This window comes from Treponema sp., assembly GCF_024696245.1.
Taxonomy (GTDB): Bacteria; Spirochaetota; Spirochaetia; order Treponematales; family Treponemataceae; genus Treponema_D.
The window spans coordinates 1-16,031 of the sequence record NZ_JAILGZ010000012.1 but is presented as its reverse complement, the minus strand read 5'-3'; the positions used below and the strand labels follow the sequence as shown (position 1 = coordinate 16,031).

At 37.6% G+C, this 16,031-nt stretch carries 9 protein-coding genes and 1 pseudogene; 1 reads left to right on the top strand and 9 read right to left on the bottom strand.

Going from position 1 to position 16,031, the window contains the following annotated elements; all coding sequences use genetic code 11:
• Positions 1 to 158: 158 nt before the first annotated feature.
• Together K6D58_RS00925 and K6D58_RS00920 are read right to left on the bottom strand one after the other, a co-directional pair.
• Complete coding sequence (locus tag K6D58_RS00925; RefSeq protein ID WP_296826609.1) at positions 159 to 1,247, bottom strand: glycosyltransferase family 4 protein; 1,089 nt, start codon at positions 1,245 to 1,247, stop codon at positions 159 to 161.
• Positions 1,244 to 2,350, bottom strand: a complete 1,107-nt coding sequence (locus tag K6D58_RS00920) for a glycosyltransferase (RefSeq protein ID WP_296826607.1) — start codon at positions 2,348 to 2,350, stop codon at positions 1,244 to 1,246. Before K6D58_RS00920 ends, K6D58_RS00925 begins: the two co-directional genes overlap by 4 nt.
• A gap of 63 nt (positions 2,351 to 2,413) precedes the next feature.
• Here K6D58_RS00920 and K6D58_RS00915 point away from each other — a divergent pair, with 63 nt between their 5' ends.
• Positions 2,414 to 3,910 carry a DUF3943 domain-containing protein gene (locus K6D58_RS00915; protein ID WP_296826605.1) on the top strand — a complete coding sequence of 499 codons (1,497 nt, stop codon included), beginning with the start codon at positions 2,414 to 2,416 and terminating at the stop codon, positions 3,908 to 3,910.
• Between the two features lie 145 nt (positions 3,911 to 4,055).
• Here the strand turns inward: K6D58_RS00915 and K6D58_RS00910 are convergent, their stop codons facing one another.
• From K6D58_RS00910 to K6D58_RS00880, 7 genes and pseudogenes are all read right to left on the bottom strand, one after another.
• Positions 4,056 to 8,261, bottom strand: a complete 4,206-nt coding sequence (locus K6D58_RS00910; protein ID WP_296826603.1) for a glycosyl hydrolase family 18 protein — start codon at positions 8,259 to 8,261, stop codon at positions 4,056 to 4,058.
• A 102-nt stretch (positions 8,262 to 8,363) separates the two neighbouring features.
• Complete coding sequence (locus tag K6D58_RS00905) at positions 8,364 to 9,578, bottom strand: BMP family ABC transporter substrate-binding protein (RefSeq protein ID WP_296826602.1); 1,215 nt, start codon at positions 9,576 to 9,578, stop codon at positions 8,364 to 8,366.
• Positions 9,578 to 13,168 carry an HD domain-containing phosphohydrolase gene (locus K6D58_RS00900; RefSeq protein ID WP_296826600.1) on the bottom strand — a complete coding sequence of 1,197 codons (3,591 nt, stop codon included), beginning with the start codon at positions 13,166 to 13,168 and terminating at the stop codon, positions 9,578 to 9,580. The genes K6D58_RS00905 and K6D58_RS00900 overlap by 1 nt, the downstream gene beginning before the upstream one ends.
• Positions 13,165 to 14,208 carry a hypothetical protein gene (locus K6D58_RS00895; RefSeq protein WP_296826598.1) on the bottom strand — a complete coding sequence of 348 codons (1,044 nt, stop codon included), beginning with the start codon at positions 14,206 to 14,208 and terminating at the stop codon, positions 13,165 to 13,167. Before K6D58_RS00895 ends, K6D58_RS00900 begins: the two co-directional genes overlap by 4 nt.
• Before the next feature lie 34 nt (positions 14,209 to 14,242).
• Complete coding sequence (locus K6D58_RS00890) at positions 14,243 to 14,989, bottom strand: phosphocholine cytidylyltransferase family protein (RefSeq protein WP_296826597.1); 747 nt, start codon at positions 14,987 to 14,989, stop codon at positions 14,243 to 14,245.
• Positions 14,989 to 15,702, bottom strand: coding sequence for an aspartate/glutamate racemase family protein (locus tag K6D58_RS00885; protein WP_296826595.1), 714 nt, complete (start codon positions 15,700 to 15,702; stop codon positions 14,989 to 14,991). The genes K6D58_RS00890 and K6D58_RS00885 overlap by 1 nt, the downstream gene beginning before the upstream one ends.
• Positions 15,702 to 16,031, bottom strand: a pseudogene (locus tag K6D58_RS00880) (CDP-glycerol--glycerophosphate glycerophosphotransferase); the annotation flags it as partial. The pseudogene K6D58_RS00880 and the gene K6D58_RS00885, both read right to left, overlap by 1 nt.

The following is a 16,031-nucleotide window of genomic DNA, read 5'->3' as shown; positions in this document are numbered from 1 at the left end:
TTTTTAAGACTATTTTTAATTGGTCCTTCTTTTTTAAGGCTCAACTCTCCTTAAGCCTGTCAGTGTTTAAGTCCGGCAGTGATTAAGGCACAGCCGGGCCTGTAATAAAAGTGCTTTTTAACATAAGTTAAAAGTCTGCATTATTTAATAACCGTGAATTATTTGCGGCACAATCTGTCCAGTATAAGGGAAGCTGTCTTCTGGTAGGAATAGGGATTTTCAAACTCTGAAAAGTTTTTTTCATTATTCCAGCTTTCATTCATTTTTTCTGCCAGATCCTGGTAATCCTGACACTTAAAAAAGCTTACCGGAAGCCCTCCATAGATTTCCTTAAAGACATCAATGTCAGAAATTACAGCCGGGGTTCCTGCACAAAGGGCCTGAAGGGGTGGAATGCCAAATCCTTCGTATAAAGATGGCTGTACAAGAAGTTTTGCAGAAGAAAGAAGTTCCTTAAGCTTCTGGTTGCTGATAAAACCTGTAAATTCCAGCTGATTTTGAGGAATATCTGCAATAAGGTCTGAAAGGCTGTCGTCTTTTGTCCTGAAATTGTCCTGACTGCCAACAATTATAAGCTTTGGACAGGAGTCCGGAGCAGATACAGCTGCTTTTGAGCAAAAAAGAGGGAATGCCTTAAGAAGAGTCTTTAATCCCTTGTGTTTTTTTATGTTGCCAATAAAAATTACTGTATTGTCTTTTTTATCCCATGGAATTTTACTGCCCTTGTCCTGCAGGTAGGATGGAATTCCATTGTATACAACGGTAATGTCTTTTTTACAATTAAGCTTTTCTTTAATCCTCTGACTGCTGAATTGAGAAACTGTAAAGATTCCGGCGGACTTTTTAACAGCCCTTTTGTAAAAAAACTTTCTGGCTGCTTTTCCAAGGCTTCCTGTAAGGCCCTTTACGTCTAAAAATACTATGTCGTGTATTGTGGTAAATACGGGCACCTTTATTCCCTGTGGAAGGTTACAGTAGGGAGAAAAATACAGGTCACAGCTGTTAATTTGAGCAAGTATATCTTTTGGAAAAGCAAACATTTCTTTTAGTGAAAAAGTTTTTACCTGACAGTCTGAAAAAGTTATATTTTCTGAATCAGAGCTTTTTGCAAGATTACAGGCAGGGCTTTCTTTTGAACCGAATAAAAAAAAGCTGTGGTCGCTTGTAAAGAAAAAAGGAAGTATCTCGTCTAAAAAAGTTCCGATTCCGCTTTTACCGCTCATCCTGCAGTCAATGGCTATTTTCATTTAAGACCCCTTTCGGCAAGTTCCTTAATCTGATCCCTGAATCTCTGTGCACTAAAAGTTGAAGCATGATCAGTAATTGTCTTTAAGTCAAAGGCACCCTGTCTTTCTAATTCTTCAAATCTTATAATGGCATTTTTAACGGAAGAAGTTTCCTGTTTATCAAAGTAAACTCCGGTAATTCCGTCTTTTACTGTTTCTAAGGCTCCACCTTTTCCGTAGGCAATAACAGGACGGCCGCAGCACTGAACTTCTACAGGAATAATTCCAAAGTCTTCTTCTGCACTAAAAATAAGGGCCTTGCATTTTTGAAGGTAGGCTGATACTTCTTCGTCGCTGATTCTGCCTGTAAAAGTAATGGATGCTTTTTTGTACTGGACGGCAAGTTTTTTAAGTTCTGCTTCCTGACTGCCGCTTCCTATTACAACAAGTTTTTTTCCTAATTCACCACAGGCCTTTATTGCCAGGTCAATTCTTTTATATGGAACAAAACGGCTGAATGCAACATAGAAATCCTCTGGTGGAAGTCCGTCCGGCCCCAGTCTGTCGGTATCTACAGGTGGAAAAATTACTTCTGCATCCCTGTTCCAGAATTTTTTAATGCGGCGCTTAATGTAAGAAGAGTTTGCTGCAATTGCATCAATTCTCTGACTTGAAATATAATCCCAGAGACGAATCTTTGGCATCATGCGCTTCATAAAAAAGCGGGTTAAAAATCCTGAAGACTTAAAGTAATCATAGTAAAGGTCCCAGGCATAACGCATAGGAGAATGTACATAAGCAATAAACCTGGTATCAGGGCTTGTAATTACACCTTTGGCACAGCAGGATGAACTTGCAATAACCAGATCATAGGAGGTAAGGTCAAAGGATTCAAAAGCTTTAGGCATTAAAAATAAAAGCTTGGTATAAAGTTTTTTACTGAAGGGAATCTTCTGAACAAAAGATGTATGAACCTTTTCTTCTGGAAAATGTTTTGCCATCTTTTTTTTATCATAAACAAGAGTGTAAATATCTGCATCAGGATAAACCTTAAGCATTTCTTCTACTACACGTTCTGCACCGCCGTAAGTAGTAAGCCAGTCATGTACAATTGCAACTTTCATTCCTTTATTATAGCAAATGGCCCTTTGTTGATAAAGAAGTGTAAATATCGTATTCTTTTAAATATGAAAAAAAGCTTAAAGTTATTTTTAATTATTGCATCAATTACAGCAGCTTTACCTGCATGGAGCCAGGAAGAAGTAATTCAGTCTGAATCAAAATCGGAATCTGAATCTTCAAGGCTGACTAATAATTTTGATGCCTCAAGTGATTTTTTTGATGATGACAATTTATTTACCCATCATGGTGACCGTCATTTTCTGACAGCTTCTACAGGAATGTTTGTTCCAACTGTAGTTCTTTCTTTGTGGAACCGCTATGCTTCCGGATCAGGCTGGGCTAAGGTTGACTACAAAAGAAATTTTAACAGGCTTAAGAACGGGACTGTAAAATGGGAATGGGATACTGACTGGTACTGGACTAACTTTGTTCTTCATCCATATCAGGGGCAGCTTTCTTATTCAGCATTCAGGACAGCAAATTTTTCTCAGTTTGAAAGTATGCTTGCTGCTACTTTTGGTTCTTTTGTTTGGGAAACAATGTGCGAAAACAATACGCCTTCCCTTAATGACATGGTATATACTTCTGTTGGTGCCTGGCCTATGGGAGAAATGCTTCACCGTCTTTCTTTTGAAGCAGATGCTGCCTGGGGACCACTGCGCTTTCTTATTACACCAATGCGTCTCTGGAACGAAGGCCTTACTGGAGAAAAGCCATACGGCAGTCACGGCAACATAAAGGAACTTTCTTTTTATACAGGTTTTGGAGCAGCTAACGGTGTAAACGATGCTGATACTTATGATAAGTCAAGGGAAACCTATCCACTTTTTGGAAGCCTTGGACTTGATATAGTTTACGGAGATTCCTTTAATCATAATTCCAATGATCCTTTTTCTGCCTTTAATCTTTCTATAGGCGGTTCCATGGGAAAGGGCTGCGGTCAGGGATACAGGTCTCTTGAAAAAGACCTTATGCATAACCTTTACATTTTTTCTGACGGCTGGGTAATTTCACGTTCAGTTCTTGCTGACGAAGACAGGGATACAAGCATTGGTATTATTTTTGACTATGACTTCCTCTGGCATTCCTTTATGAACTTTTCTACCCTTGCTCCAGGTTTTGGTATCAAGCAGCGCTTTGCAGGAGACAGGGCAAAAGCTGAATGGGAACTTCACCTTGATGCAGTTCTTCTTGGAACACATGACGTATGGTATTACCGCCGTCAGGTTATTGATTCAGATAAAATCTACAAGGCTTACAATTATTCTGTAGGTGGAGAAGCCGTTGCAGCCTTGCGCTATAAGTTTAACGATGGACCGGCTTTTGTATTGAACAATCACTTTTATGCCTTCTATGATTTTAAGGATGCCAAACATGAAGTTGAACCTGGACTTTCTTTATTTGACTACCTTAGATGTGAAGTTACATTCCCTGTAAGTTCACAAATCAGTCTTGGTGGAGAAAATATTTTGTATGCTGCCTGGTCATGCTTTGACTCTTATCCTGATGTAGTTTCACTTATGTATTCAACAGGATTTTTTGTAAGGTACAATCTTAAATAATAAAATATTTTTTATAAATAGTTTTATACAAATAAAAAATGCATCCCTTAATTCTTTAACAGAAGATTACTTCTGACTTTTTTAGGAATTAAGGAGATGCATTTTTTTTATCAGAGTATATAGAAATCTGAATTTTCTTTTTTACTTACAGTGAATTAAGAAACCTTTTGTTTTCTTTTACAAAGGAGTTTCCGTTCTGCAGACTGTCCCAGTTAATTGACCAGGTCATAATTCCCCTGAGACCAGGATGCTTAGCATTAATTTTTTTGAATGCTTCCTGGAGTCCTGCATTGGAAATCTGTCCTGAACCTGCAGCACCAGAAGAACATGGAACAGCAATTACTACCTGATCCGGACGGAGAGCAGGGAAGAAATAGTGGCTGTTATTGTTTACAGTAAATCCTTCAAGAAGCATGTTACACATTTCTACAATACCTTCTACTGTTCCCATGTTATAAGAGTTGCCGTCACGACCGGTAATTGGTGAAGAATTGTAAAGCTGAGTCTGTACATAAGTTGTCTTATCCCTGAGGGCATATACCATTCCAAGATAAGCTCCTGCACGACTATCTACATAAGAATTTGCTCCACCGTAAAACTGGTGTCCAAGCTGCATGTAAAATGTTTCCGGAGCCCAGGAAAGAATAAAGTTATCTCCGTGAGCATCACAAATCTGTCTTATTGCAGAAATCATGTTTACAATTCTTGGTGTTTTAACATTTTTAAAATCCGGGTCAGCGCCACTGTTAAGTTGAACAGATGACTGTTCCAGATCAATGTCAATTCCGTCAAAGTTGTATTCGTCTACAAGTGCATTAATCTGTGAAACAAAATTAGAAACTGCAGCCTGATTTTCAAGATAGAAATAACCTTCATAACCTCCGATAGAAAGAACTATTTTCTTACCTTTTGCATGAAGTTTCTTTATATCGCTTTTAAATTCACTAAGGCTGTATCCGTCTTTTGTTGCAACTGAAAACTTCATGTTACCGTTACCACTTCCTGGAGTAACAGGTTCAGCAAAAGAAACATTTATTACATCCCAGTTTTCATCAACGTTTCTGAGTTTAATAAAAGGATTGTTGCCGTCCCATGTATGCCAGTAACCACTCATAATTCTTGCAGGAAGTTCTGTGTTTACAGGACCTTCAGGAGTATCTGGTGTATCCGGAGTTTCAGGAAGATCCGGAGTATCTGGTATATCAGGAGTATCAGGCTGTGAAGGAGTTACTGTAACAGGGCTTTTTGAACCATCAAGGTCTGTTCTAAGCTTCCAGAACCAGAGTCCTGCTGTTCCAGGAATCCATGCTGAATTTGATGTATGGGCATAATCACATTCATAAACAGCACCATTGTAAATTACAAGATCACCTTTTGCATAGGAAACACTATTGTCAGACCAGGCAGGATATGATGCAGAAGTGTCTGGTGTTTCAGGTGTTTCAGGTGTTTCAGGTGTTTCAGGAAGATCCGGAGTATCAGGCTCTGAAGGAGTATCAGGTGTATCAGGAGTATCAGGTTCTGAAGGAATTACAGGATCTGAAGGTTCAACAGGATCAGTGTTGTTAAGTTCTGCAAGATAGTTTCCTATTTTTCTTGCAAAGTTCCAGTTGTTTGAAGCATCCCAGTTGATTGACCATGTCATTACACCCCTGAGTCCAGGGTATGTGTGTGGAGGCATGTATGAGCCGTGTCTTCTTCCGTGAATAAGAGTATCAAGGGCGTTAATGATAATCTGTGGATCTACGTATCCGGAACCGGCACCACGAGTTGAAGCAGGAAGTCCAAGACCTACCTGATCTGGTCTGAGACCATGTTCAAGCTGAATTGCTGCAAGACCTGTAAGGAAGTTTTCATTTCCCTGGGAATAAACTTTTCCGTCTTCTCCAAGCATAGATCCTGAATTGTAGTACTGCATGTTGTTGATTGTAAGAATGTCAGAAATTGCAAGGGCAAGCTTAAAGTATTCCGTTCCTGTTGACTGCATGTCTATGGTCTGTGGTGCCATAGTGATGATTGAACCTTTTGGAATTGCGCGGAGGGCTTTTGAAATATAAGTTGCGTTGATTCCATGTTCAAGGTCAATATCTACACCTTCAAATCCATATTCATTCATAAGGGCTGTAATGCTTGAAGCAAAGTTAGAAGCAGCTGCATCACTGTTAATGAGAACATTACCCGTTTCTCCACCAACAGAAAGAATTACATGCTGACCACGTTCTTTAACTGAAGCTATGTCTGCAATAAAGTCTGCTTTTGAAAAACCAAGTGAGCTGTCAAGATTAAATACAACCTGTCCAGGAAGGGATGTAGATTCACCGAAAGCTACACAAATAATATTGTAAGCTTCAGGAACATCACGAATGCGGAGAACTTTTGCACCGTTATTAAAATTCTGCCAGTAACCTGTAAGAACATAAGTAGGAAGACCTTCTACTTCAATGGCACCCCCTGAAACTGGAGGAATAATTACTGGAGTATCCTCTGATGGGTTAGTGTCAGGCTGATCGTTATTTGAATCATTATTTGAATCATTATTTTCAGACGGAAGTGAAGAGCCTGCTTTAGTTACAGTATATTTAACTTTGTTAGAAAGACTCGAACCAAACTTATTTGATAATCTTACCTGATATTCATAAGTTCCATTTGCCTTTCCCTTTACAGTAAATGTACAGCTCTGAGCAGATGGTGAATTATCTGTAAGTTTTAAAGACTGAATGCTTTTGCCGTTTTCAAGAAGTTCAGCAAGAGTACCATTCTGACCCCACCACATATTCATGCGGATAGAAAAATCAGATTCACCGTTCCAGCTTGTCTGTTCAATTGAAGGAACTGAAGGAAGTCCTGTAGCTTTACTGCTGTCAGGAATCTCTGTAGAAGGTGTGTCTGTTGCAGGTGTTTCAGTTGAAGGCTTTTCTGTAGAAGGATTGTCACCTGAAGGTGGAAGATCAGGACTTTCTACAGGATTTGGATCGTCATCAAATACAACTCCTTCAAGAATTGAATCTGATATTATGTTTACAAGATCATAACCATTCTGCCAGTCGTCACCGTCAAGTTCCCAGTACATTGCTCCACCAAGATTGTTATCCTTGATGTAGTTCATTTTAACACGAATGCTTTCTGCGTCATCGTATGTGTAAAGCTGTTTTAAAGAAGGGTTGTAAAGCCAGCAGGACTTTGAATAAGGATCCCTGTACTTATCCCAACCCTGGGTATTTTCTAGTTTCTTGATTTCATAGTAAGGACTCTGTCCTCCAGGACCCCAGGAACCAGGAAGAGTAGAACCGCCTGTTCCAAACATACCGTCAGGACTTCCGTTGCCATCAAAGTCCCAGCCACCGTTTACATTGTCCCAGCCGCGACTATAGAAAGGAACTCCAATAACAATTTTATTTGAAGGTACACCCTGTCTTATAAATTCTTTTACAGCCCAGTCGATGTTATATTTTTCCCTTATTTCTGGATTTGCATGGTTATCGTAAGGACTTGGATAAAGAGGTGCCTGGTGACCTGTTGTAGCTTCAAAAGCTCCATGCATGTCATAACTCATAAGGTTAAGGGCATCAAGATACTTACTGTATTCACCTGGATTAGTTACTGCAATTTTATCGTAACCTACACCAATTGCAGCTGTAAGTTCATAGTGCTTACCATCTTTTGCTCCCTGCTGGTCAAGAGCATTTCGGAGTTCTTTAAGGAAGAGTGTAAAGTTTTCTTTGTCTTCAATTCCTCCTGGTGCTCCTTTATCATACTGGTCATTCTGATCTGCTGCACGATCTACACCAGGATATTCCCAGTCAATGTCGATACCATCAAGATCATTATTCCTTACAAAGTCAAGGAGGTTTTCTGCAGCCCTTTTACGGCTTTCTTCATTTGCTGCGGCATTATGGAAACCGTGAGATTTAGTCCATCCTCCAACAGAAATAAGAACTTTAACATGAGGATACTTTGCCTTGTACTTTTTTAAAAGACCAAGACAACCTTTGTACTGAGAATCCCATTTTTCTCCATCGCTTACGATTTCATTAGTTGCCCATGAATCATAAATTTCAACAGCCTGGGTTTCTGGATTAAGTCCCACAAAAGCATAATTAATATGAGTCAGTTTGTCATAAGGAATATACTGGGGAAAATAGTTTCCGTGTCCTGCATAGATTCCCCATTCACAAAAGTAACCTGTTACTCTTTTGTCGGGACTACTGGAATTGCTGCTTCTGCTAACTGCATTATTTGCGGTAACAGAACCAATGGAACTTTCTGAAACAGATATTTCACTGTTACAGGAAGTGAACAGAGCTGCAAGACTTAAGGCAAGACTTGCAGCAAGTACTTTAACTTTTTTCATTTTGACTCCATTTAAAAAGTGTTTAAATTATCTTAAATGGAGCCTTAATGATTTTAAAGTTTAAACTTTTCGGTTGAAGGTCTGCATTTTCGTGTGAAAATTTTAGTTACAGATTTCTATTACATCTTTTAGTACGTAAGAAAAAGTTGGAGATGATTTTCTGGAGTTTTCTTTATAAGGAGTTCGAAGATTGTAAGTATCACTGTGGTCAAAGGGATTGATACCAATATAGTTGCCTTTAAAAACTTCTATTTTGTCTTCCTTAAAATCAGAAATGTATTGCTCAATTATATCTTCCGTATCATAAGCTGCAATCAGTTTGTTAAGGCCAATCATTTCTACCCAGCCCCTGTCAAAACCTGCTGCACTGTCATTACCGCTAAGAGGGCTTTTTATGCACTTTTCTATTTTTTTATTAGTAAGGACTGCTTCTGCTGCCGTAAGAATGTAAGGGGCCCAGTTAATTCTGCAGGATATTAAAGATGTAGTTGGGGCAATGTCTGTCATACTCTGATTGTAACCTACATGATAAACTGTCTTACCTTTTTTAGTAGAAGCTTCTTCGCAGGCCATGGCACTTCCTGTAGTATCTGAATGCTGACTGATTATTACACAGCCTTCATCTATTAATTGAGAAGCGCATTTTTTTTCTGCATTGTGATTACTCCAGGTGTTGGTGTACATTACCTTCATCCTGGCCTGAGGAACAATCTGCCTTATTCCCAAAAAGAAAGCAGTATAACCGGATATAACTTCTGAATAAGGAAATGCTGCAACATAACCTGCAATAGCCTGATCTACTTTAATTTTATCCTGATCAATTAATTCCTGCATTTTTAACCCTGCAGTGATTCCTGCAATATAGCGGCCTTCGTAAATACGCCCCATAAAGTTGTGGTAGTTGGACAGGTAGAGACCTTCCTTTGCATTGTCTCCTGTTGCCTGGCAGAACTGAATGCCGGGATATCTGGCTGCTATTTCTTTTGTTTTTTTACTGTAGCCATAACTTGTGGTAAAAATTATATCACAGTCTTCGTTTACAAGATCAAGAATCGCCTCTTCACAGGACTTTTCAGAAATATTATATTTGGCAATAGTTTTTACCCTGTCACCATATTTTTCTTCCAGTTCCAGCTGGGCACGACAAAAATTATTTGTGTAGGCAGTTCCCGGATCTCCAATGTAAACAAAACCTGCTTTAATTGTTCTTCTGGAATAATCAGTGTAAAAAAGTTGTCTGGCAGTAAAGGCAATAAAAATTAAAGTCATGCAGGTGAGGGCACATATAAAATATTTGTTTTTTAAAAGACAAGTCATTATTGTTCTCCTTTATCGTTAAGAGGTTCTGCACTGGCTTCTATTACAGAATGAACATTTATTTTTCCATTTTCAATAAGCTCCAGCATAATCTTTGTAAGTTCAGGATCAAACTGAGTACCACTGTTTTTTCTAAGCTCTTCCTTTACCTTTTCCATATCCAGGGCTTTTCTGTAAACACGGTTTGCAGTCATGGCATCAAAGGCATCAGCTATACCAATAATTCTTGCGTTAAGAGGAATCTCTTCTCCCTTTAAGCCTTCACTGTAACCGGAACCGTCATAATGTTCATGATGATACTTTGCACCATAAGAAACATTTTTAATAAGAGTAAAGTCCCTTAAGATTTCTCCACCAATGTCCACGTGCTTTTTCATAATTTTATATTCTTCATCAGTAAGGGGAGAAGGTTTATTTAAAATTGAATCAGGTACACCGATTTTACCGATGTCATGAAGAAGCCCTGTTTTACGAAGCTCTTCCTGTTCTTCTTGTGTAAAGCCCAGCTCCTGGGAAATTTTTACGGCATACTCTGCAACACGGTAGGAATGTCTTCCTGTACTTTTATCCCTGGCTTCGACTGCATTTGCAATAGAGAAAATTGTTTCGTTACCCATCTGCACTTCTTTTTTAACAGCCTCAAGTTCCCTGGTCTGAATCTGAATTCGCCTGTGCACAAGAGTAATGGTTAAAAACCATGATACCCAGGCTACTGCAAGTATAAGTACAATTCCAGCATAAAGAAGGAACCACCAGTTATCGTAAATCCTGTAGGTCTTTTTAATTTCGTAAACAGCTTCTTCCGTTACGTTTTTACCCTTGCTGTCTAAAAGGCTGATATGGAATTTATAGGAACCTGCCTTTAAATCAGAATAACTTATGCCTGACATACTGCTTTGTAAAGTAATAAGGGCTTTTGAATCTGCACCTTCAAGGTAAAGCTTTATGTAAGGATTGTTAATGGAATAATTAATTATTTCCGGAAAAATTTCCAGGTTGACTGCATCAGAAGGAATAACAAAAGGAATATCTTTTTGTACGATATGACGTTTTCCATCAATAAGAATTGACTTAAGCTGAATGCGGTAAGACCTGTCATGTTTATCATAATCATCAAGATTTATACAGCTGGCACCACTGTCACATGAGAGGTAAAGATTTTTATCTTCATCCATATAGTTCCAGGAATTTGCTGTAAGGGAACTTCTGAGTCCCTTTTTTAGATCAAGAAGTTCGTAGTCAACTTTTTGTCCGGAAAGCAGTTCTTCCCTGTTAACTACAAAAATTCCTGCACTGCCTAAAACAAAAATATTTGAATCATTATTTATTACAAGATCGTAATTGTTAAAGTAAGGAAAGTTGGAAAGTTTTTTTACACTAAAGTTAAGGCTGGACTCTGTATAACAAAGACCGCTGCTGGTAACAATAAAAGTTCCCCCAGTCAGCCTGCCGTTTTTTACATCATTGACTGTTCTTAGAATTACATTTGAAGAAAGACCATTGCTTTTTTTGATTACTCTGAAAATTTTTTTATCATTAATAATGGCAAGACCACCACCATCAGTTCCTGCAAGAATAGTTCCGTTTGCTGCCTGACTTAAAGTTAATATAGTAGGGTTTTCAAGCCCGTCCGCCTGAGTAAGTCTTCCTGTAATTTTATTGTCTTCTAAAAAAATAATTCCCCTGCTGCTGCCGGCAACAATACTCCCGTCAGAAAGTTCAGTTACAACCCTCATGGTCTCATTACTTTCGTAGCTTTTTATTTTTAGATTTTTATCAGCACAAATAAGTCCTTTTCCTTTTGTACATATCCAGAGATTTCCCTTTGAATCAGGATAGAGACATCTGACCCTTGTTCCTTCAAGATATTCAGTAAGGGAATTTTTACCAGATTGATTATTTGTCTGACTGCCTGATTGAGGAATTACGGAAAGCCCCTTGTCTGTTCCAAAATATAAATCTCCGTTAAATTTTGTAATTGTATTTACAACAGCTTCATCAAATCCTGCAGAAAGATAAACCTCTGTAAAAGAAGATCGGCACAATTTAAGGATACCAAGACGGGAAGAAGAGAACCAGAGATTGCCCTGATAATCTTCTATCATGTGTTCAATGGAATTGTTAAAAGAAGAAGTTTCTATTGTAAAATAAGTTTCATCCTTTATGTATCCTGCACCTGTATCAGAACAAAGAATTATGTTTGAATCATAAAAATCAATTGAATTAATATGACGCAGATTCTTACAGTTCAATTCATTTAATTTTTTAAGACGGCCATTTTCTAAAAGACTATAGGACTTAAGAATACCGGAACCTGTTGCTGCGTAAAGAATTCCATTTTCACTAAAATTAACAGCCGTAAAGAAATCTTCTTCTTCCTTAAATGAATAAAGCACTTCTGCATTTTTTAAAATACTAAGCCTGCCGTCAGAAGTAACAAGGGCAACATGGTCTTTAGAATCTGCTGCAATTCTTCTGCCTTCACATAAATCACTGAAAATAGTTTTTATTTTAAGACCGTCTGAAATAGACAGAACAACTGTTTCCCTGGAAGTTCCAACGTAATAATAGCCGTCTGAACTTCTTACTATACATCTGACAGAATCAGAAGGAAGCCCGTCTTTTTCCTGAAGGGTGTTTGTAACGCTTTCGTTAATAATAATGGAAAGACCTGAATCATTTGTTCCTGTAAAAAGGCGGCCCTCGTCATCTACATAAAGACACCTTACGGATTTAATTTCCGGATAGTCATCCATAAGACGGAATTCCCTGCCGTTGTGCCTGTAAAGGCCGGCATAAGTTCCTATCCAGAGAATACCGTCATTGGTTGCTGCAATATCATTTGCAACTCCACCAGGAAGACCGTTGTAATTATTATAGATTGTCCTTACATAGGAATTATAATTTACATTCTGGGCACTGGCTTTATAGGAAGAAAGTGTAAGACCTGTCGTAAAAATAAGCAGAAGGCTTTTTAAAAGGGGACCATGCTTTGTTTTTTCTTCATCAGTAATTTTATTTTGAATTTTAAAAAAATCCGGAATAAGAGATTTTATGTTTCTGTAGAGTTTAAGGAATTCATAAAGAATTACCAGAGACAGCATCTTGTCTAAAAATTCAACATAAAAAGAACCTGTAACAACAGCAAGAATTTTATTTACACCCATAGATTCAAGAAGGGCAATAATACCATCTCCCCAGAGGTTTCCTGTTGAACCATTTCTGACAATAAAGGCAAGAACCGAAGAAATTGCTACACTTATAATTGTTACCAGCACAGCCAGTGTCATTGTGTTGAACATGTTTTTCATCATGCCATGCTTTGCCATGTGTCCGGTTATAAGTCCGGCTATAATACCGATCATTGAATAAGGAATTAAAAGGGGTATAGAAAAGGAAAGAATGATATTTGTAGAAAATCCGATAAAGGCGCCGCAGAAGGGACCCAGGGCATAGGCGGCAAAAAAGGTTCCCAGGGTGTCGAGCCATAAAGGCAGTGACAGATACCTTGCAATATTTAGAAGAAAAATATTTGCCAGAATACTGAAGGCCGTTATAAAAACAATTTGTGAATTTTTATACCTGTTCATTCTTTTTTATATTCCTCCTTAAGCTGGGAAATCGTTCCTACTACACAATAAGGTTCATTTGTAAAATCAAGTTTTACAGTGCATTTAAGGTTGAGTTTCTTTTGGGTAAGTCTGGAAGTAACTGTAATAAAACTGTCTTCACCCCGGCGGGACCTGGCAAGAAGATGCATGATTTCTACATCTGTCATTACAAAAATATCGCTGAGACTGCATTCATTTACAGACTGACTGTCACAATCCAGAAGAAGTTTTTTTGCCTGAAGATTAAAGACTGTAACACTCTGATCAAGATTAAAAATAAAAACAGGAATATCAAGAGTGTTAAAGATATCCTTGCTGATGTTTTTAATTGTAGGCGTAAATTCCGATTGAATGCTTACAGCTTGCCACCACATAAAAAATACAATAGCAAAGGCTGTGCAATAACCAACGCTTCTGTAACAGGAATCAATGCGGCTGCCCATAATATCAGGAATGGCACTAAAGAGAATTAAAAAGTTGGCACTGACAATTTTTATGATAAAAAGTTTATCCCTGCGGATACTTGCCTTTCTGTACCAGAAAATTGCACAGACAAAAAGAGTAATGCCAATTACCGTTACGTATGAGTAGTGAAAAAGATGGGAAGAGGAATTAACCGGGACATAGTAAGTAAAACCAAAATCCCTTATAAAGGCCAGCGTATTTTTGTCCCCGTGAATCATCATGTCAAGAATAAGATAGACTCCAAAGGCTCCTGAAGGAAAATATTTTTTTGACGTAGGAATTTTCATATCTGTCATAAGGAAAGTAAATTCCATAAGCAGAAAAACATCCACTCCGTATAAACCTACTAAGCGGGGAATCCAGGCTTTATCTGTATCTGGAGTAAAGGCCATTAAGGCATAGCCCCCGCAGATAAGGGCAGAAGCTATTCCAAAGAAGAGGGTATAATGCCTGATGTATCGGGGTGAACTTGCATTAATGCAGAAAGAAATTCCTGCAGCAAGAGAGAGGACTGCCAGAGCTATAAGAACAAGGTTCAGATAAATTCCCAGCATATTTCTCCTTAAGCCTTATCAGACTTTATATTAATTAGAAACGACTTTCTGCAACCTTAAGGTCATCAGCGTTATCAACTTCGTACCAGACGCTCTGGTCAATCTTAAATCCCTTAAGAAGAGATGAATCTGTTTCTGCAATGAATTTAAGACAGGTTTCGTAATAAGAGTTCTTTCCAAAAACATTCATGTATGTTTCAAGGAAAGGAAGGTAGTAGTTATTTGTAAACTCCTTTGAGAATTTATAAATGTTTACTGTCTTATAATAAGAAGCTTTTTCTTCTGCCTTCTGATTTTTCTTTACGATAAAGTTTGTAATGCCATCTTCTTTATCAAGAAGTGTAACTGTTCCGTCCATCCAGTCTTCCCAGTGGCTGACAACAGCAAGATTTTTTTCTGCTGAATTAACAAGGTCCTTAATAACTTCAGGCTTGTAAACAAGGTCACTTTCTAAAAGAAGGGTGTCGTCTGCCTTAAAGAAGTCCTTTAAAAGATAAAGTGAATAAATATTGTTTGTCTTTTCGTAATCAGGATTTTCTCCAAATTCAATTGTCATTCCATTAAGACGTTTTTCGTCAAAAGTCTTTCTTATAAAATCCTTAAGAACTTCGCTTTTATAACCAAGACCAATAATGAGTTTTTTAATACCTGCTGCAACAAGGGCATCGATGGCACGTTCAATCATTGGAACGCCGTTAACTTTTACCATACATTTAGGTACTTCATTTGTAAGTGGACGAAGACGGCTTCCTGTACCTGCCGCCAGAATCATTGCCTGCATTATTTTGCCTCCGATACATATATTTTATGAAGTTTTTGAATTGTAGATTCAAGAGGATCATAAATATTTAAGCCTGTTGAATCAATTTCATTTTTAAAAGCACTATATAATACTGGAAATTCGGTACAACCAAGAATTATATTATTTAAATTGAAACTCTTAATAAGTTGAATGAATTTTTTACAGTGTTCGTTAGATAAATTATTTTGTTTAACAGCTTCAATTAATTCTCTCATTAGAGAAAATTTTTCTTCATCTGGCTGAATAATTTGAATGTGATAAGGTTCAAAAATTTTTTGATATATTTTAGTTTCTAAAGTTCCCTCTGTTGCGATTAAAGCAAATGGTTCGTTTATCTTTTTTTCATTAATATCTTGAGCAAGAGTCTCAATTATACTGTAAATTTTACCTTTTGCTTCAGGAACATTTTTATATACATCTTCAAGAAAAATATGAGAGGTATTGCAGGCAAGAAAAATATGAGTAGCTCCGCTTTCAATTAAATGCTTTACGGAAGAGGACATTTCTTTGACAAGTTTATCTCTGTCTCTACCATAAAGAGCTGCAACAACACGACTTGGCATTGTACAGTTATTATCAATGAGAATACGAGGTCTGTCCCACTCTTTTTCTGCTGGGAAAAGACTTAAAATTCGTTCAAAGATATTTAAAGTAGCGTAGGAACCCATTCCTCCTAAAATACCAATTATCATTATTTATTCTCCTGATTATTATTCTTTGAATTAATTTCATTATATTTTGATTCAAGAAAGTCTACTGTTCTTTTTGCACTTTCACCAATATGCATCCATGCCTGTGCTTTTGCTTTTGCACGACCTTGTGCAAGATTTTCACTTTTAATTGTCTTTTCGATTACTGTCTTAATATCAGGAAAATCTTTTTCATCGAGTTTAATACCAAGATCCTTTAAAATTTCAAAACGCCACATTGGGTGATCAAGACATCCGGCATCATAAGGACGTGGGTCAAATTTGGTGTCTGCATAAATAATTGGACGGTCACATAATAATGTGTAATCAAA

Coding starts and splice junctions, on each gene's coding strand:
- K6D58_RS00925 (WP_296826609.1), bottom strand. CDS start 1,247: ATGAAAATAGCCATTGACTGCAGGATGAGCGGTAAAAGCGGAATCGGA.
- K6D58_RS00920 (WP_296826607.1), bottom strand. CDS start 2,350: ATGAAAGTTGCAATTGTACATGACTGGCTTACTACTTACGGCGGTGCA.
- K6D58_RS00915 (WP_296826605.1), top strand. CDS start 2,414: ATGAAAAAAAGCTTAAAGTTATTTTTAATTATTGCATCAATTACAGCA.
- K6D58_RS00910 (WP_296826603.1), bottom strand. CDS start 8,261: ATGAAAAAAGTTAAAGTACTTGCTGCAAGTCTTGCCTTAAGTCTTGCA.
- K6D58_RS00905 (WP_296826602.1), bottom strand. CDS start 9,578: ATGACTTGTCTTTTAAAAAACAAATATTTTATATGTGCCCTCACCTGC.
- K6D58_RS00900 (WP_296826600.1), bottom strand. CDS start 13,168: ATGAACAGGTATAAAAATTCACAAATTGTTTTTATAACGGCCTTCAGT.
- K6D58_RS00895 (WP_296826598.1), bottom strand. CDS start 14,208: ATGCTGGGAATTTATCTGAACCTTGTTCTTATAGCTCTGGCAGTCCTC.
- K6D58_RS00890 (WP_296826597.1), bottom strand. CDS start 14,989: ATGCAGGCAATGATTCTGGCGGCAGGTACAGGAAGCCGTCTTCGTCCA.
- K6D58_RS00885 (WP_296826595.1), bottom strand. CDS start 15,702: ATGATAATTGGTATTTTAGGAGGAATGGGTTCCTACGCTACTTTAAAT.